Source organism: Qipengyuania proteolytica (genome assembly GCF_019711565.1).
Lineage (GTDB): Bacteria > Pseudomonadota > Alphaproteobacteria > Sphingomonadales > Sphingomonadaceae > Qipengyuania > Qipengyuania proteolytica.
Map to the genome: position 1 here is coordinate 547250 of NZ_JAIGNN010000002.1, position 16961 is coordinate 564210.

Annotated in this window: 27 protein-coding genes; 2 read left to right on the top strand and 25 right to left on the bottom strand. The window is 63.8% G+C overall.

Going from position 1 to position 16961, the window contains the following annotated elements:
- The gene (locus K3172_RS11515; RefSeq protein ID WP_221590167.1) at positions 1 to 699 is read left to right on the top strand and encodes a PepSY domain-containing protein; all 699 of its coding nucleotides are present in this window, start codon (positions 1 to 3) and stop codon (positions 697 to 699) included.
- Complete coding sequence (locus K3172_RS11520) at positions 696 to 1316, top strand: trimeric intracellular cation channel family protein (RefSeq protein ID WP_221590169.1); 621 nt, start codon at positions 696 to 698, stop codon at positions 1314 to 1316. The genes K3172_RS11515 and K3172_RS11520 overlap by 4 nt, the downstream gene beginning before the upstream one ends.
- On the opposite strand, the gene K3172_RS11525 is transcribed toward K3172_RS11520, so the two are convergent.
- From K3172_RS11525 to rpsC, 25 genes are all read right to left on the bottom strand, one after another.
- A complete protein-coding gene (locus tag K3172_RS11525) occupies positions 1313 to 2095 on the bottom strand; it encodes a hypothetical protein (RefSeq protein ID WP_221590171.1) in 783 nt (260 codons plus the stop codon). The two genes, K3172_RS11520 and K3172_RS11525, sit on opposite strands and share 4 nt — an antisense overlap.
- Positions 2096 to 2219: 124 nt before the next feature.
- The gene (locus tag K3172_RS11530; protein ID WP_221590173.1) at positions 2220 to 2822 is read right to left on the bottom strand and encodes a hypothetical protein; all 603 of its coding nucleotides are present in this window, start codon (positions 2820 to 2822) and stop codon (positions 2220 to 2222) included.
- A 129-nt stretch (positions 2823 to 2951) separates the two neighbouring features.
- Entirely contained in the window at positions 2952 to 4316 is a 1365-nt protein-coding gene (locus K3172_RS11535) for a serine hydrolase domain-containing protein (RefSeq protein WP_221590174.1), read from the bottom strand.
- Positions 4317 to 4406: 90 nt separating this feature from the next.
- Positions 4407 to 4826, bottom strand: a complete 420-nt coding sequence (rplQ, locus tag K3172_RS11540; RefSeq protein ID WP_221590176.1) for a 50S ribosomal protein L17 — start codon at positions 4824 to 4826, stop codon at positions 4407 to 4409.
- A gap of 236 nt (positions 4827 to 5062) precedes the next feature.
- Entirely contained in the window at positions 5063 to 5560 is a 498-nt protein-coding gene (locus K3172_RS11545; RefSeq protein ID WP_221590178.1) for a calcium-binding protein, read from the bottom strand.
- 155 nt (positions 5561 to 5715) lie between these two features.
- Positions 5716 to 6771: a DNA-directed RNA polymerase subunit alpha gene (locus K3172_RS11550; protein ID WP_221590180.1), complete on the bottom strand. Its 1056-nt coding sequence runs from the start codon at positions 6769 to 6771 to the stop codon at positions 5716 to 5718.
- A gap of 107 nt (positions 6772 to 6878) precedes the next feature.
- Positions 6879 to 7268 (bottom strand): 30S ribosomal protein S11, encoded by a 390-nt coding sequence (gene rpsK / locus K3172_RS11555; protein ID WP_160607305.1) that lies wholly within the window; start codon positions 7266 to 7268, stop codon positions 6879 to 6881.
- 57 nt (positions 7269 to 7325) lie between these two features.
- The gene (gene rpsM, locus K3172_RS11560; RefSeq protein ID WP_221590182.1) at positions 7326 to 7694 is read right to left on the bottom strand and encodes a 30S ribosomal protein S13; all 369 of its coding nucleotides are present in this window, start codon (positions 7692 to 7694) and stop codon (positions 7326 to 7328) included.
- 288 nt (positions 7695 to 7982) lie between these two features.
- Positions 7983 to 8555, bottom strand: coding sequence for an SRPBCC family protein (locus tag K3172_RS11565; protein ID WP_221590185.1), 573 nt, complete (start codon positions 8553 to 8555; stop codon positions 7983 to 7985).
- A gap of 63 nt (positions 8556 to 8618) precedes the next feature.
- Entirely contained in the window at positions 8619 to 9266 is a 648-nt protein-coding gene (locus tag K3172_RS11570; RefSeq protein WP_221590187.1) for an adenylate kinase, read from the bottom strand.
- 35 nt (positions 9267 to 9301) lie between these two features.
- Positions 9302 to 10666 carry a preprotein translocase subunit SecY gene (gene secY, locus K3172_RS11575; RefSeq protein WP_221590189.1) on the bottom strand — a complete coding sequence of 455 codons (1365 nt, stop codon included), beginning with the start codon at positions 10664 to 10666 and terminating at the stop codon, positions 9302 to 9304.
- 103 nt (positions 10667 to 10769) lie between these two features.
- Positions 10770 to 11294 carry a 50S ribosomal protein L15 gene (gene rplO, locus K3172_RS11580; RefSeq protein WP_221590191.1) on the bottom strand — a complete coding sequence of 175 codons (525 nt, stop codon included), beginning with the start codon at positions 11292 to 11294 and terminating at the stop codon, positions 10770 to 10772.
- A gap of 94 nt (positions 11295 to 11388) precedes the next feature.
- A complete protein-coding gene (rpmD, locus tag K3172_RS11585) occupies positions 11389 to 11574 on the bottom strand; it encodes a 50S ribosomal protein L30 (protein ID WP_221590193.1) in 186 nt (61 codons plus the stop codon).
- Positions 11575 to 11579: 5 nt separating this feature from the next.
- A complete protein-coding gene (gene rpsE / locus K3172_RS11590; RefSeq protein ID WP_425594711.1) occupies positions 11580 to 12356 on the bottom strand; it encodes a 30S ribosomal protein S5 in 777 nt (258 codons plus the stop codon).
- Between the two features lie 2 nt (positions 12357 to 12358).
- Positions 12359 to 12703, bottom strand: coding sequence for a 50S ribosomal protein L18 (rplR, locus tag K3172_RS11595; protein ID WP_221590195.1), 345 nt, complete (start codon positions 12701 to 12703; stop codon positions 12359 to 12361).
- 1 nt (position 12704) lies between these two features.
- On the bottom strand, positions 12705 to 13238 hold the full coding sequence (gene rplF, locus K3172_RS11600) for a 50S ribosomal protein L6 (protein WP_221590197.1): 534 nt from the start codon (positions 13236 to 13238) through the stop codon (positions 12705 to 12707).
- Positions 13238 to 13633: a 30S ribosomal protein S8 gene (gene rpsH / locus K3172_RS11605; RefSeq protein WP_221590199.1), complete on the bottom strand. Its 396-nt coding sequence runs from the start codon at positions 13631 to 13633 to the stop codon at positions 13238 to 13240. The genes rplF and rpsH overlap by 1 nt, the downstream gene beginning before the upstream one ends.
- Before the next feature lie 11 nt (positions 13634 to 13644).
- Entirely contained in the window at positions 13645 to 13950 is a 306-nt protein-coding gene (gene rpsN, locus K3172_RS11610; RefSeq protein ID WP_221590201.1) for a 30S ribosomal protein S14, read from the bottom strand.
- 26 nt (positions 13951 to 13976) lie between these two features.
- Positions 13977 to 14555, bottom strand: coding sequence for a 50S ribosomal protein L5 (rplE, locus tag K3172_RS11615; protein ID WP_221590203.1), 579 nt, complete (start codon positions 14553 to 14555; stop codon positions 13977 to 13979).
- Positions 14548 to 14868, bottom strand: coding sequence for a 50S ribosomal protein L24 (gene rplX, locus K3172_RS11620; protein ID WP_221590204.1), 321 nt, complete (start codon positions 14866 to 14868; stop codon positions 14548 to 14550). Before rplX ends, rplE begins: the two co-directional genes overlap by 8 nt.
- Complete coding sequence (gene rplN / locus K3172_RS11625) at positions 14868 to 15236, bottom strand: 50S ribosomal protein L14 (RefSeq protein WP_006831888.1); 369 nt, start codon at positions 15234 to 15236, stop codon at positions 14868 to 14870. The genes rplX and rplN overlap by 1 nt, the downstream gene beginning before the upstream one ends.
- A gap of 62 nt (positions 15237 to 15298) precedes the next feature.
- Positions 15299 to 15589: a 30S ribosomal protein S17 gene (gene rpsQ / locus K3172_RS11630; RefSeq protein ID WP_173214996.1), complete on the bottom strand. Its 291-nt coding sequence runs from the start codon at positions 15587 to 15589 to the stop codon at positions 15299 to 15301.
- 10 nt (positions 15590 to 15599) lie between these two features.
- Entirely contained in the window at positions 15600 to 15809 is a 210-nt protein-coding gene (gene rpmC, locus K3172_RS11635) for a 50S ribosomal protein L29 (protein WP_221591157.1), read from the bottom strand.
- Positions 15809 to 16243 (bottom strand): 50S ribosomal protein L16, encoded by a 435-nt coding sequence (rplP, locus tag K3172_RS11640; protein ID WP_221590206.1) that lies wholly within the window; start codon positions 16241 to 16243, stop codon positions 15809 to 15811. The genes rpmC and rplP overlap by 1 nt, the downstream gene beginning before the upstream one ends.
- Positions 16244 to 16264: 21 nt before the next feature.
- Positions 16265 to 16960: a 30S ribosomal protein S3 gene (gene rpsC, locus K3172_RS11645; protein ID WP_221590208.1), complete on the bottom strand. Its 696-nt coding sequence runs from the start codon at positions 16958 to 16960 to the stop codon at positions 16265 to 16267.
- Between the last annotated feature and the right edge of the window lies 1 nt (position 16961).

Below are 16961 nucleotides of genomic sequence, written 5' to 3' on the forward strand. Positions count from 1 at the left end.
ATGGGACAACAGCGCGCCATGCGGCGCTTCGCGAAGTGGCACATTTGGCTCGGGTGGCTGGTCGGCTTCCCGATCCTGATGTGGACGGTGACCGGCCTCGTCATGGTCGCGAAGCCGATCGAGGAAGTGCGCGGCAACCATCTGCGCAAGGACGTCGCCGAACAGGCATTGCCGCCCGATACCAATATTTCGGTCTCGCTGCCTTCTGGCAGCACCAAGCCGGTCCGCACGGTCACCACGCAGGTCGAGCGCGGCGAGACCGTCACCCGCATCACCTATATGGACGGCACCAGCGACCGCTTCCGCGCCGACGGCAGCAGGATGAGCCCGCTCTCGAACGTCGAAGCGCGGCTGATCGTGGCCGAATCCATCGAGGGCGGCGACCAGGTGGTGGACACGACGCTGTATGACGCCGACAGCGTGCCTTTCGATTTCCGCCGACCGATGCCGGTCTGGCAAGTCGCGCTGGCCGACGGCACGCATGTCTACGTCGGGACCGAAACCGGGCAGATAGAGGCCGTGCGCACCGAGTGGTGGCGCACCTTCGATTTCATGTGGGGCCTCCACATCATGGACCTGCAGACGCGCGAGGATACGCATCACCCGATCCTGGTGCTGTTCGCTTTCCTGTCGGTGATCGGCGCGCTGCTCGGCTGTGTGCTCATGTTCCGCCGCCGCAAGGCGAAGGTTCGCGCATGAACGCCGAAGTCCTCACCCCGGTCCTAGACTGGCTGGACCTCGCCGGCGTGGCGATCTTCGCGCTGACCGGTGCGCTGGTGGCTGCGCGCGAGAAGCAGACGCTGGTCACACTTTCGTTCTTCGCGCTCATCACCGGGGTCGGTGGGGGCACCGTTCGCGACCTGCTGATCGATGCGCCGGTGTTCTGGATCCACGATGCCTGGGTCGCGGCGATCTGCCTCGGCATGGCGCTGTTCGCCTGGTTCACGCCGACGCGCTGGTGGGAAGGCCGGTTCCTGTCGATCGCCGACGGGCTCGGCCTTGCCGCCTACGCCGTTCTGGGGACGGCCAAGGCGCTCGAATACGGGGTGCCGCCGACACCCGCATTCCTGATGGGTGTCCTCACCGGCTGCGCCGGCGGCATCATCCGCGACGTCATCGCCGGGCGCCCATCGATCCTGATGCGGCCCGAACTCTATGTCACCGCAGCCGCGCTTTCCGCCGTCATCACCGTGCTTGGCGACGTTGGAGGGCTGGTGCGCGAGTGGGTGTGGCTGGGGGCGACGGGCGCAGGGTTCGGCCTGCGCCTCGCCGCGATCAGGTGGAGCCTGTCGCTCCCGGCGTACCAGCGCGACTAGGCGCCCTCGCCCGCACCCTTGTAGCCGGTGCCGAACTCGAGGTCGGGCTGGTCGACGTCGCCCTCGACCGGACCGCCGGGATAAGCCGGCTGCGCGCCGTCCTGCCCGTCCGCACGGGCACGGGCTGCGGCGTAATAATCCTCGTCGTACTGGCGATCGTCCTGCGGGGCCTGCGCCGAATAGTCGCGGTCGTCCCCGGCCTGGCTGTCTTCATAGCCGCCTTGGTAGGCAGCGCCGCCACGACCATAGTCGATCGCCTCGATCCGCCCGTCCTGCCCGATCGAGCAGGTGAAGCCTTCGCCATTGTAGAGCGATCCCGTGACCTGCCAGCCCTGCCCGGTGCGGTTCACCGTGTCGACGCTTTCGATCCGGACGCTGCGCTCGACTTCACTCGCGCACATCTCGACAGCGCGGTCGATGCCGCGGGCGTCATAATCCTGACGGTAGTCGTCGCGACGTTCGGGATAGCGGTTGTCGGGATAGCGATAGTCGCGCTCGCGGTAACGGCGGTCTTCCGACCGTTTCGCGGAGTTCGCGATCGCTGCGATCCCGCCGATGATGAGAACCCCCGCCAGCACGTCGCCCGCACTCACTCCGCGGCGATACCGGTAGCGGCGGTGATAGTCGGAAGTGTCATCGCGCGGTTCCCAAGCAGCTGCGACATCTGCGGCAGCCGTGGTGGCCGGAAGCGGCAGGTCGGCAGCGGCGGCAGGCGTCGCGGTGAGCGAGAGTGCGGCAAGGAGCGCCGGAAAGGCGGTGAGATTACGCTTGGACGTCATGGCCCGTTACCCCGTTGGGCGCGCCCCCACCTCGGCGCGCAATGCGATACGATGGCGAAGAAATAGGCGGTCCAGGCTGCATGGAGCCTGAACCGCCCGTGGTGGTTCCTACACGTCCTGTCGCTCAGCGCAGGCCGCGGATGCCGCTGAAGTCGACTTCGGCGACGCGGCCGCGATCGATGTAGCAGGTGAAGCTGCCGCTATCGCGGTCGTTCCAGCGCTGGTAGCGGTTGTAGCGGTCGCGGTAGCCGTAGCGATCGTAGTGACCGCCGCGGTAGTTGCCGTCGACAACCATCCGGCCCTTGACCTTCCAGCCATAGCGGGTGTCGTCGACGTCGCGGATGTCGGTCACCTGGGCATAGTGATAGCCATAGCGACGGGCATCCTGACGGGCGGCATTGACGCACTTCTCGACCGCGTTGCGCGGGTTGCCGCGATGGCTCCAGCGATCGCCGCGGTAGCGGCTGTCGCGGTAATAACGGTCGTCATAGCGCCGTTCGTCATAGCGGCCATCGTAGCGATAGTCGTAGCCGCGGTTCTTGTTCGCAGCGCTGGCGACGGCGGCGATACCGCCGATGATCACTGCTCCGGCGATCACGTCGCCGACGGAAATGCCGTCGTCGTGGCGGTCGCGGGCCTGGGCAGGCGTGGCTCCGGCAAGCGCCATCGCGCCCACGGCAGCCGTTGCGATCCCACCTTTCGCAAAGCTCTTGAGGTTCTTGGTCATGTGAGGCTCTCCTCGTCTGTACCGTGGCGGGACTGCCTCGGTTGAGCCTCTTCTAGGTGATTCGCACTGAGGTGACGCTGAATTGCGGCGACAGGCAATGTTCAGGAAAATGCCTTTCTACCTGAACGTTTATTTCTCAAGCGATTCAAGCACATCGCGCGTGAAGCCAGCGATATCGAACCGTGATCCTGCCGGATCCTCACCCCTGCGGACGATCACGACGTTCAGACTCGGGACGATTATTATGAACTGCCCGCGATTGCCCATCGCGGCGAACGTGTCGCTGGGCACGCCCTCGGACTTGTTGAGCAGCCAGAACCCCGCGCCGTAGCCGAAGGGGCCATCGGGTTGCGGACCGGAGGGGCTGGAGACGTACTCCACCCAGCCCTCCGGCAGGATGCGCTCACCACGCCAGATACCGTCATTCAGGTACAGCTGGCCGACGAGGGCCAAGTCTGCCGCACTGGTCCATACCTGGCTGGAGAGGATATAATCGCCCTGCCAATCCGTCTCGGCCGTGGTGTCGTGCATGCCCAGGCGTTCGAACAACATGGCTGGAGGGTGCGCGCCCAGATAGCCATCGATGGCCTGTACGGCGGCCAGCGTGTCATTGTTCGCATAGCGATAGACTGACCCGGGCGGGTGCAGCAGCGGCCAGTCGAGCGCGCTCTCCCCGATCGTGGTTCCACCCATGTAGAGTGGGTCGGTGCGGTTGCCCGCCGTGTCCGAATACCGGCCCGAGGCCATGCGCAGGAGGTTGTCGATGGTGATGGCCCGGCGCGGGTCGCTCTCGTCGAGACCCAGCCCGGCCGATTGCATTACTTCGGCGGCGCCGCCCTGCACGGCGGCCCCCACTAAAGTGGTGGCGAGGCTCTTGGCGACAGACCATGTCCGCTGCCTGCTGTTGGCATCGAATCCGGGCGCGAAAGCCTTGCCTCTGGTTACATCGCCTTGCCGCACGAGGACCGCGGTCGTCCGTGTGTCCTCTCCATATTTGGCTGTCAGGGCGAGCCTTGCAGCCTGCGTGGTCGCCGGGCTCACAGCCTCGGTGAGAGGATAGACGGTCGGATCGCCGACCCGGTCGATGCGTGTTTCACGCAATTCCTCGCCTGTGGGAAGCGAAGCGCCGATGGGAAGCAGCGCACATCCGGTCTCGCCGCGATATTCCGCAACGCGGGGCGGCATGTCCTCGGCCCAGTCGGTCCCGACGTAGTCGATCATGCCGTCTGCACCACGTTCGATCCGATGCGGCATTTCGCGCACCATCGGGTCCAGCGCGTCATAGATGCCGGTCAGCTCGTACTGCTCGACGGACAATTCGCTTCGGCGCAGACCGGAGGGATCGGATGCCATCGCGCCACACAGGAACAGCGACTTGTAGCCCGCAGCAAGCGCCCGGTCGTATCGCGCCTGCAATTCATCCTGCGTGGTCGATTGCGCGGCGAGCGGAGCGGCGGCGAGCAGCACCGTGGCTGCAAGGGCTTGTCTGATCATACGCGCCTTGTGGCACGGCTTTCGTTGCGTGCAAAACAAAAGGGCCGGAAGGTTTCCCTCCCGGCCCTGCTTGTTGCGATGCGAGAACGCTTACGCGTCTTCGAATTCTTCCTCGTTCATCACCGGGCCGCTGTCCTGGCCCTTGGCGTCGACGTCGCGATCGACCAGCTCGATGACGGCCATCTGCGCGGCGTCGCTGGCGCGGTAGCCGGCCTTGATGATGCGGGTGTAGCCGCCGTCACGGTCCGAGTAACGCTCGGCGAGGGTTTCGAAGAGCTTCTTCAGCTGCGCGTCGTCCTGCAGGCGGCTCTGGGCGAGGCGGCGGTTCGAAAGGCCGCCGCGCTTCGCCAGCGTGATCAGCTTTTCGACATAGGGACGCAGTTCCTTCGCCTTGGGGGCGGTGGTCATGATCTGCTCGTGCTTGATCAGCGCGGCAGCCATGTTGCGGAACATCGCGTTGCGGTGGCCGGTCTTGCGCTGCAGCTTGCGGCCGGAAATCTTGTGACGCATTTCAATCTATCCTTCGTTCGTCAGGGGCCCGTGCGAGGTAGCCCAAACCTGGAGGCGTTGAGGCCGCTTCCGATGCCTGCATCGTCGAATGGCGATGTCTGAAAATGCAGCGAGGCCGGACAACAGGGTTGTCACCAGCCTCGCGGGCGCGCCCTTCCCATTTCTCCTTCACCGAGTCAAGGCAATTCGGGGCCGGAGCACGCGCCGCTCCAGCCCCTCTGATCAGGCCCTGACGCTCAGAAGGTGAAGTCGGCGGCGCTCAACATCGCGGGCGTCACGCCGACCAGCACCACCGAGCCGGTATCCCAGCTGATCAGCGTATTGCCGCTTGCGAGTTGCGTGATGTCGAGATCGGCGAACGAATTGACCGTTGCGAGGTCGAAGCCGATCCTGTCGATGCCGTCCTGGAAGTCGAGGATGCGGTCCCGGCCCGCATTGACGTCAGCAAACAGGAACACATCGCTCCCTGCTCCGCCGAGAAGCCGGTCGTTGCCCAGACCGCCCTCGAGGATGTCGCTACCATTGCCGCCATCGAGGTAATCGTTTCCGGCATCGCCCTGCAGATCGTCGCTGCCGCGGCCGCCGTAGATCCGGTCGTTGCCCTCGTCCCCCTTGAGGAGGTCGTCACCGGCCCATCCGGAGATGGAATCGTTGCCAGCCTTGCCTTCGACTATATCGTTGAAGCGCGTACCGAAGATTTCGTCGTCGCCGATCGTCCCCTGGAACCTCGCCATTCGCAATCTCCCTTGAAAGAGTTCGACTCAGGACCCCAGACAGAGAGGCATGCTCCGATTTGTCGGCAATGTCCAACCTGCGCGACCGAAACGAAAAAGGGGGCGGAGCCGCTTGGCATCCACCCCCCAATTCCAGAATGCCAATCGAAGTCGGCTTAGCCCAGCAGCTCCTGTTCGAGCTTCTTGGCCATTTCCTCGATGTTCTCGGGCGGCCAGCCCGGGATGTCCATGCCGAGGCGCAGACCCATCGAGGAAAGGACTTCCTTGATCTCGTTGAGGCTCTTGCGGCCGAAGTTCGGCGTACGGAGCATCTCGGCCTCGGTCTTCTGGACCAGGTCGCCGATGTAGATGATGTTGTCGTTCTTGAGGCAGTTCGCCGAACGGACCGACAGTTCGAGCTCGTCGACCTTCTTGAGGAGGTAACGGTTGAGCTGGTTGGTGTCGCTTTCCTGCGGCTCAGCGGCCTGGCCGATCATGGCCGAGCTGGGCTGCGGGATGCCGTCTTCGAAGTGGACGAACAGCGTCAGCTGGTCCTGGAGGATGCGCGCAGCATAGGCCACGGCGTCTTCCGGGGTGACGGTGCCATCGGTTTCGACGGTCAGCGAAAGCTTGTCGTAGTCGAGCTCCTGGCCGACGCGGGCGTTCTCGACCTTGTAGCTCACCTGGCGAACCGGCGAGTAAAGCGAGTCGACCGGGATCAGGCCGATCGGCGCATCGACCGGGCGGTTCATGACGGCCGGACGGTACCCCTTGCCGGTGTCGGCAGTGAGTTCCATGTTCAGCGTCGCGCCCTCGTCGAGGTGGCAGATCACGAGGTCCTTGTTCATCACCTCGATATCGCCCGAAACGGCGATGTCGCCGGCCTTCACTTCGGCAGGGCCGGTGGCGGAAAGCTGCAGGCGCTTCATGCCTTCGCCTTCCATCTTCAGCGCGATCTGCTTCACGTTGAGGACAATGTCGGTGACGTCTTCGCGGACACCGGCGAGCGACGAGAATTCGTGCAGCACGCCTTCGATCTTGATCGAGGTGATCGCGGCACCCTGGAGCGAGCTCAGGAGCACGCGGCGCAGGGCATTGCCGAGCGTCAGGCCGAAGCCACGCTCGAGCGGTTCGGCGACGAAGGTGGCCTTGCGGGCCTTGTCGCCGGAGTCCTTGATATCAAGGGTATTGGGTTTCTTGAGTTCCTGCCAGTTCTTGATGTTGACGGACATGAAAATCCCCTGGTTAGGATGCGGACGGGACCGGAGCTCTTTGGCAAGAGCGCCCGGTCCGTGAGGGTTGTCGGCGGCTCAGCTGCGAGCCGCCAGGCAGGTACGGATCAGACGCGACGACGCTTCGAAGGACGGACCCCGTTGTGCGGGATCGGCGTCACGTCGCGGATCGACGTGATCGTGAAACCGACTGCGGCGAGACCGCGCAGTGCGCTTTCACGGCCCGAGCCCGGGCCCTTCACTTCGACCTCGAGGGTGCGCACGCCGTGCTCGGCAGCCTTGCGGCCCGCGTCGTCGGCCGCGACCTGCGCGGCATAGGGAGTCGACTTGCGGCTGCCCTTGAAGCCCATCATGCCGGCGCTGGACCAGCTGATCGCATTGCCCTGCGCGTCGGTGATGGTGATCATGGTGTTGTTGAAGCTGGCGTTGATATGCGCGACGCCCGAAGAGATGTTCTTCTTGTCGCGGCGCCGAATACGGCCGGGTTCGCGTGCCATTGTGGTGTTTCCTTACATATTCTCAAGAAGGGAAAAGCTGCGGTCGGGGACCGAAGCTTACTTCTTCTTGCCGGCGATCGGCTTGGCCTTGCCCTTGCGGGTGCGGGCGTTGGTGTGGGTGCGCTGGCCGCGAACGGGCAGGCCGGCACGGTGACGCAGGCCGCGGAAGGACTTGAGGTCCATCAGGCGCTTGATGTTCATCGCGGTTTCGCGACGAAGGTCACCTTCGACGGTGTGATCGGCGTCGATCGTCTCGCGGATGCGCAGCACTTCCTCGTCCGAAAGATCCTGCACGCGGCGGGTGTGATCGATGCCGAGCTTGTCGGCGATCTCGACGGCCGTGGTGCGACCGATACCGTGAATATAGGTGAGCGCGATAATAACGCGCTTGTTGGTGGGGATGTTCACCCCGGCAATACGAGCCACTTACTTCTCCATGCTCCACAGGGAACTGCCGGAACGGGCCGACACCCCTATCTCATCGCTCAAATTCACCGACGCGCCCGCGGGTAGCTAACGCAAAAAGCCCGGATGGCGCGCAATAGGCTGCCGCCTGCCGGACTCACCGCAAGTGTCGAATGAAACGCGCGCTTAGGAGGATTCGCCCGTGAGGTCAACCGCCTTGCGCGCACATGCGACGTGACCGCCGATATGGGCGGTCCGCCGTGATGTTCAAGCCTGTTACACCAGCAAGTGCATGGCGTCAAAAGCCTGTCAGTCGCTTTCGTCCACTGGTGAGGCGTCCAAAGCACCCAGATGATCGCGCAGGCCGGCAAGCTGCTGGCTCATGACGGCATCGACCGCCTTTGAAATCTCGGCGATCACGTACCGCATCGCGCCGCCGACATTGTATTCCCACAAGATGCGGGTGCCGCCATCGACCTCCTTCAACGTGATCGTGAGGATTCCGGTCGCCGGTTCCCCCTGGAGCGGTCCCAGCCCGCCCCGCATGCGCAAGACCCGCAGCGGATAGGCCTGCACCACGGTCATGTGCTGGACGCTACCGTCGAGCGAGAAGCCGTCCTCGCGATCCTCGCCGGGGACGCGCTCGCAGAAGCAGCCGCCGGCCTGCGGGGTCAGCGTCATATTGGCGGCGTCGCCCGACCAGGTGTGCGAATCATTCCACCACAGGCCAGGCCGAGTCAGTGCCAGCCACGCTTCCATCGGGCTGGCCGCGACATTCGCCGTGTCGCGCGTGACGAAGCCGTTTGCGCTGGTTTCAACGACTTCTGCGGATACCGGAGCGGCCAGCAGCATAGCCGAAGCGGCAGCGATCGTACGAAACATCCCTATCTCCCTCGTTTGCACGGGTCCTAGGGCAAGCTAATCGCTCTGCAAAGTAGTGTCGGATCAGGCCGCCAGAATTGCGTCGAGCGCGTGGGTGACGTCTTCGATCGCGGCCATGCCGTCAACGCGGCTGACGATCCCCCTCGCCTCGTAGCCCGGCAGGATCGGCGCGGTTTCCTTGCGATAGATCGCCATGCGGTTCCGCACGGTTTCTTCATTGTCGTCGGGACGGCGCTTGAACTCGGTCGAGCCGCACTTGTCGCAGACACCTTCCACGGCGGGCTGCTTGAAAGTGTCGTGATAGCCCTCGCCGCATTCCGCGCAGGTGAAGCGGCCGGTGATGCGCTTGACCAGTTCGTCCTCGTTCACTTCGAGTTCGATAACGTGATCGAGCTTGCGGCCGTGCTTGGCCAGGATACCGTCGAGCATTTCCGCCTGCGCTTCGGTGCGCGGATAGCCGTCAAAGATAGCGCCGGTTTCAGGCCCCATCGCAGTCAGCTCGGCATCGATCAGCTCGCTCACGATATCGTCGGAGACGAGATCGCCGCGGTCCATGATCGCCTTGGCCTTGATGCCGACGGGCGTGCCCGCCTTCACCGCCGCGCGCAGCATGTCGCCGGTCGAAAGCTGCCGCATACCGTGATGCTCTTCGAGCCGGTGCGCCTGCGTTCCCTTGCCTGCGCCCGGAGGGCCGAGAAGAATGATGTCCATCGTCCGAGAATCCCCTGTCGCCGCGCTGCTATGCCTTAGCGCTGGCGGCCCTTCAACTTGGCCTTCTTGATGAGGTCGCCGTACTGGTGTGCCAGAAGGTGCGACTGGATCTGGCTGATCGTGTCGACGGTCACGTTGACGACGATGAGCAGGCTGGTGCCGCCGAGGAACAGCGGAACACCGGTTTGCGCAATGCCCCACTCGGGCACGACGCAGACGACCGTGAGGTAAATCGCCCCGATCACCGTAATGCGGGTCAGCACGTAATCGAGATATTCCTCGGTGCGCTTGCCCGGACGGATGCCGGGGATGAACCCGCCGTTCTTCTTCAGGTTCTCCGAGGTCTCTTCGGGATTGAAGACGATCGCGGTGTAGAAGAAGCAGAAGAAGATGATGCCGACGGCGTAGAGCGCCATGTAAAGCGGCTGGCCGTGCTGGAGATACTGCAGCACGGTCTGCAGGGTTGCCCCGAACGTGCTGTCTGTATCGACCGAATTGCCGGCGAACTGCGTGATCGTCAGCGGCAGCAGCAGCAGCGAGCTGGCGAAGATCGGCGGAATGACACCGGCGGTGTTGAGCTTCAGCGGCAGGTGCGAGCGGTCAGCCTGCATCATGCCGCGCTGGGTCGCCCGCTTTGGATACTGGATCAGAAGGCGCCTCTGGGCTCGCTCGAAGAAACAGATGCCGAGGATGAGGACGACAACCATCAGAATGAAGCCGACGATGACCGCAGTGCTGATCGAGCCTTCGGAATAGCCCGACCCCATGTTGGATACGAAGGTGGGGAACTGGGCGACGATACCGGCCATGATGATCAGCGACACGCCGTTTCCGATACCGCGACTGGTGATCTGCTCGCCCAGCCACAACAGGAACATGGTCCCACCGACGAGGCTGATGACCGCGCCGATGCGGAACATGAGGCCCGGATCGACGACGGCCTGCAGGCCGCTCTGCGCGCCGTAGCTTTCAAGGCCCGAGGCGAGGAACCAGCCCTGGATCGCGCACAGGAAGACCGTGCCGTAACGGGTATACTGGTTCAGTTTCTGGCGCCCGACCGTACCCTCTTTCTTGAGCGCGGCGAGGCTCGGGTGGAGCGCCGCTGCCAGCTGCACCACGATCGAGGCGGTGATGTAGGGCATCACGCCGAGCGCGATGAGGCTCATGCGCTCCAGGCTGCCGCCCGAGAAGGTGTTGAACAGATCGAGGATTCCGCCGCGCGTCTGGTCGTAAAGGTCGCTCAGGATCAGCGGGTTCACACCCGGGAGCGGCACGAAGCTCAGGAAGCGGAAGACGATCAGCGCACCGACGGTGAACCAGATACGGTTCTTGAGCTCGGTGGCCTTGGAGAAATTGGCGAGGCTGAGATTGCTCGCGATATTATCGGCGCGTGATGCCATTGGTCGATTTCGATCCTAGCTTGCGGCCGGCCCGTCCCGGCGCTGACCGGACAGATAGGGAGCGGGGGGCGGATTGTCGAACCCCGCCCCCCGATTTTCCCGATTACTTGGCCTTCTTGGCCTTGTTCGCTTCGGTCCGCGCAGCCTTCTTCTCGTGCTCCGGCTGGGCCTTGGCGATCACTTCGACCGAACCACCGGCCTTCTCGACCGCTTCGATCGCACCCTTCGAGGCACCGGCCACAAGGAACTTGACCTTGGCGGTCAATTCACCCTTGCCGAGCAGGCGGACGCCGTCCTTGCCGCCGCGTGCGAGGCCGGCGGCCTGCAGCGCTTCGTGGTCGATGACCTTCTTGGCATCGAGCTTCTTGGCGTCGATGAACTTCTGGACCATGCCCAGGTTCACTTCGGCGAAGTCCTTGCCGAACGGGTTGTTGAAGCCGCGCTTGGGCAGGCGCATGTGTAGCGGCATCTGGCCGCCTTCGAAGCCCTTGATGGCGACGCCCGAACGGCTCTTCTGGCCCTTCTGGCCGCGGCCGCCGGTTTTGCCTTTGCCCGAACCGATGCCACGGCCCACGCGGATGCGGGACTTACGGGCGCCGGGATTGTCGCGGATGTCGTTCAGTTTCATGATGTGCACTCGCTTTCGCTTTTGTTCGCGCTGAAAAATGGAAGCGGCCCGCTATCGCAGCAGGCCGCCCCCGTCAAACTATACCGTCGGCTGGTTAGTCGACGATCTGCACAAGATGCGGGATCTTGGCGATCGCGCCACGCACCTCGGGGGTGTCTTGGCGGGTGACCGTCTTGTGCATCTTGTTGAGCCCAAGACCGATCAGGATCTTGCGCTGGCTTTCCGGACGGCGGATCGGCGAACCGATCTGCTTGATGGTGATGGTGTCGTTCTTCGCCATCAATCTTACTCCGCAATAGCGGCGGCGTCGGCTTCAGCCTCGGCCTCCGATGCGCCACCACGGCCGAGCAGGTCGGCGACCTTCTTGCCGCGACGCTGGGCCACCGACTTCGGCGAAGTCTGGTTGGTCAGCGCGTCGAAGGTGGCGCGGATCATGTTGTAGGGGTTCGAGGTGCCGACCGACTTGGTCACCACGTCGGCGACGCCGAGGCTCTCGAACACGGCGCGCATCGGACCACCGGCGATGATGCCGGTACCCGGAGGCGCGGTGCGAACGGTGACCTTGCCGGCACCGAAGCGGCCGTTGCCGTCGTGATGGAGGGTGCGGCCCTCCTTCAGCGGGACGCGGACCATCTTCTTGCGCGCAGCGGCAGTCGCCTTGCTGATCGCTTCCGGCACTTCGCGGGCCTTGCCCTTGCCGAAACCGACGCGGCCTGCACCGTCACCGACCACGACCAGCGCAGCGAAACCGAAGCGCTTGCCGCCCTTCACCGTCTTGCTGACGCGGTTGATGTGGACGAGCTTCTCGATGATGCCATCGTCTTCTTCCTCGCGGCGGTTGCCACGACGATCGTCGCGACCACGGCCACGACCGCGGCCTTCACCGCGCTCGCCACCGCGACCACGGCCACGGCCCTGGCGCGGCTGACCTTCGTCGCCCTGCGCGGGCGACTGGTTTTCAGCTGCTTCCGACGGCGTGTCGGCGATTGCCGGCTGCTCGTTGGTCACCGCGGTTTCCGTCTGTGCGGTCACGGTTTCTTCGGTCTTGTTTTCGTCAGCCATCATCAGAACTCCAGCCCGCCTTCGCGGGCGGCGTCGGCCAGCGCCTTGACGCGGCCATGAAACAGGAAGCCGCCGCGATCGAACACAACGGTGGTGACGCCGGCCTTCTTGGCAGCAGCAGCGATGTCGCTGCCGACCTGCTTGGCGGCGTCGACATTGGCACCCGAGCCCTTCGCGCCCAGCGTCGAGGCTGCGGCAAGGGTCTTGCCGGCCGCATCGTCGATGATCTGCGCGTAGATGTGCTTGCCGGTGCGGTGCACAGACAGGCGGGGCTTGCCACCCGACACGCTCTTGAGAGCGGTACGGACGCGGCGACGGCGGCGTTCAAAGAGAGAGAGCTTTGCCATCTTACTTCTTCTTCCCTTCCTTGCGGAAGATGTATTCGCCGCGGTACTTGATGCCCTTACCCTTGTAGGGTTCGGGCTTGCGCCAGCGGCGGACCTCGGCGGCAAACTGGCCCACGGCCTGCTTGTCGATGCCGGAAATCTCCACGGTTGTCTGGTCCGGGGTCTTCACTTCGAGACCTTCGGGAACCTCGAGATCGACGTCGTGCGAATAGCCGAGCTGCAGCTTCAGGGTCTTGCCCTGCGCGTTGGCACGGTAGCCCACACCGGTAATCTCAAGGACCTTGGTGAACCCTTCGGTCACACCTTCGACCAGGTTCGAAACCAGCGTCCGCTGCATGCCCCAGTGGTTGCGGGCAGCGCGCGTGTCGTTGGCCGGCTTGACCGAAATCTCGCCGTCTTCGAGCTTGTAGTCGATCAGGTCCGAAAGACCCATGGTGAGGGTGCCCTTGGGGCCCTTCACGCTGAGCGTTTCGCCTTCGATCTTGGCCTCGACCCCGCTCGGGATCGCGACCGGCTTCTTGCCGATGCGGCTCATCAGAACACCTCCGCCAGCACTTCGCCGCCGACGTTCTGGGTGCGGGCTTCCGCGTCGGAAAGCACACCCTTCGGCGTCGAGACGATGGTGATGCCGAGGCCGTTGCGCACGATCGGGAGTTCCTTCGAACCCGAATAGACGCGGCGGCCCGGCTTGGAGACGCGAGCGACATGCTTGATCGCAGGTTCGCCCTCGAAATACTTCAGTTCGATCCGCAGCTGCGGGTGCTTGCCCGAAGTGTCGTCGCTGAAGCCACGGATGTAGCCTTCGCGCTGAAGCACTTCGAGGACGTTCGCACGCAGCTTGCTGGCGGGCGAAAGGACGCTGTCCTTCTTCGCGCGCTGGCCGTTGCGGATGCGGGTGAGCATGTCACCCAGGGGATCGGTCATAGCCATCTATCGATTCCTCACCAGCTCGACTTGGTCAGGCCCGGAATCAGGCCCTTGTTGCCGAGGTCGCGCAGTTCGATGCGGTTCAGGCCGAACTTGCGGTAGTAGCCGCGCGGGCGGCCGGTGGTCGAGCAGCGGTTGCGCACCCGGGTCGGGTTCGCGTTGCGCGGCAGTTCAGCCATCTTGAGCCGCGCCATCAGGCGTTCGGTCTCGTCGAGCGACTTGTCGTCCGCGATAGCCTTCAGCTTCGCGTACTTGTCCGCATACTGCTTCACGAGCTTCTTGCGACGCTCGTTCTTGTTGATCGAACTCAGTTTCGCCATTGGACTTAAGTTCCTCTATTAGCGGCTCACGCCGCCTCCTTCTCTTCCGACTTTTCAGCCGGGAACGGGAAACCGAACAGCTTCAGAAGCTCGCGAGCCTCTTCGTCGGTCTTCGCCGTGGTGGTGACGATGATGTCCATGCCCCGGACCTTCTCGATCTTGTCGTACGAGATTTCGGGGAAGACGATCTGTTCCTTCAGGCCCATGGCGTAGTTGCCACGACCGTCGAAGGACTTCGGATTGAGGCCACGGAAGTCGCGGATGCGGGGCATTGCGACGGTGACCAGGCGATCGAGGAATTCGAACATGCGTTCGCGGCGCAGGGTGACCTTGCAACCGATCGGCATGCCTTCACGCAGCTTGAACTGCGCGATCGACTTCTTGGCCTTGGTGATGACCGGCTTCTGGCCGGCGATCAGGGCCATTTCCTCGGCAGCCGTCTGGACCTTCTTCTTGTCCTGGCTCGCTTCGCCAACGCCCATGTTGAGCGTGATCTTTTCGAGCTTGGGGACTTCGAGGCGATTCTTGTAACCGAACTTCTCGGTCATCGCCTTGACGATCTGGTCCTCGTACTTCTGCTTCAGGCGGGGGGTATATTCAGCCATCGATGGTCTCCCCACTCTTCACGGCAACGCGCACCTTCTTGCCGTCCTTCGTTTCGAAACGGACGCGGGTGGGCTTGCCATCCTTCGGGTCTGCCAGGGCAACCTTGCTGATGTGCATCGGCGCTTCGAAACGGTCGATGCCACCCTGCGGGTTGGTCTGGGTCGGCTTGCGGTGACGGGCGGCGATGTTCACGCCTTCGACGACGATCTTGCCGTCCTTGGGCATGACCTTCGCGACGGTACCTGTCTTGCCCTTGTCCTTGCCGGACAGGACAACGACGCTGTCACCCTTCTTGATCTTAGCGGCGGCCATTACAGCACCTCCGGAGCAAGCGAGATGATCTTCATGAAGCCGCGGCCGCGCAGTTCGCGGACCACCGGGCCGAAGATACGGGTGCCGATCGGCTCTTCGTTCTTGTTGACGAGCACCGCGGCATTGCTGTCGAAGCGGATCACGCTGCCATCGGGGCGGCGGACGTCCTTCTTCGTGCGCACGATGACGGCGCGATGGACATCGCCCTTCTTCACCTTGGTGCGCGGCTGGGCTTCCTTGACGGAAACCACGATCACGTCGCCCACGGAAGCAGTCCGGCGCTTGGAGCCGCCCAGTACCTTAATGCACTGGACGCGCTTGGCGCCGCTGTTGTCCGCGACGTCGAGATTGGATTGCATCTGGATCATCGATCCGGTTCCTTCTCAATGGCTTGCCGAAACCTGTCCGGCAGTTCCTACGTCAAATCGGTTCAGTTACCTGCGGCTGCGACGTCGAGGTCGGCCTCGACGGCCTGCGTGCCGCCAGCGGTAACACGGTCGATCACCTGCCAGGTCTTGGTCTTGGAGATCGGCTTGGTTTCTTCGATGCGCACGACGTCACCGAGCGTGAACTCGTTGTTCTCGTCGTGGGCGTGGTACTTCTTCGAGCGACGGATGATCTTCCCGTAGAGGGGGTGCTTCACCTTGCGCTCGACGAGAACGGTCACGGTCTTGTCGGTCTTGTCGGAGGTGACGGTCCCGATCAGGATACGCTTGGGCATGGTCTACTCCTTAAGCCTTCGCCGCTTCCGAGCGCGAACGCTCGTTCTGCAGCGTCTTGATCTTGGCGATCGTGCGGCGAACTTCGCGGATGCGGGCCGGAGCCTCGAGCTGGTTCGTCGCCGCCTGGAAGCGGAGGTTGAACTGCTCGCGCTTCAGCGTGGTCAGCTCTTCGGCCAGCTGGTCGTCCGACTTCTGGCGCAGGTCTTCGGTCTTGGCCATCATTCGCCTCCGAGGTGCGAGGTGTCGCCCAGGCGGGCAACGACCTTGGTCTTGATCGGCAGCTTCATCGCTGCGCGCTCGAACGCTTCGGCGGCCAGCGGGCCGGCAACGCCGTCGAGCTCGAACAGGATGCGGCCCGGCTTCACGCGAGCGGCCCAGTATTCGATCGAGCCCTTGCCCTTACCCTGACGGACTTCGGCGGGCTTCTTCGACACCGGCACGTCCGGGAACACGCGGATCCACAGGCGTCCCTGACGCTTGATGTGGCGCGTGATCGCACGACGGGCGGCTTCGATCTGGCGAGCCGTGATCCGCTCGGGCTCCAGCGCCTTCAGGCCGTACGACCCGAAATTGAGCGTGGTGCCGCCCTTGGCGTTGCCATGGATCTTGCCCTTGAACGCCTTGCGGTACTTGGTTTTCTTCGGTTGCAGCATGGTTCTTTCCTAATCCTGCAATCAGCGCGCCGGACGGACGCCCGAGGTCTGGGCTTCCATCATGAGGCGGTCCTGGGCGGTCGGGTCATGCGCCATGATCTCGCCCTTGAAGATCCAGCACTTGATGCCGATGATCCCATAGGCGGTCAGCGCTTCGGCTTCCGCATAGTCGATGTTCGCGCGCAGCGTGTGCAGCGGAACGCGGCCTTCGCGGTACCATTCCACGCGGGCAATTTCTGCACCGCCGAGGCGGCCGCCGCAGGTGATCTTGATGCCTTCGGCACCGAGACGCAGGGCGGACTGCACGGCGCGCTTCATCGCGCGGCGGAAAGCGACACGGCGGACCAGCTGGTCGGCGATGCCCTGGGCGACGAGCTTGGCGTCGATTTCCGGCTTGCGGATCTCGACGATGTTCAGCTTCACTTCGCTGGCGGTCATGGTCGACAGCTTGGCGCGCAGCTTCTCGATGTCCGCGCCCTTCTTGCCGATGATCACACCGGGTCGGGCTGCATAGATCGAAATGCGGCACAGCTTGGCCGGACGCTCGATCACCACCTTCGAGATTGCTGCCTGCGGCAGGGCCTCGAGGATGTACTTGCGGATCTCGACGTCTTCGCTGAGCAGCTTGGCGTAGTCGCGCCCTTCGGCGTACCAGCGGCTGTCCCAGGTGCGGTTGATCTGCAGGCGCAGACCGATCGGGTTGCTCTTGTGGCCCATC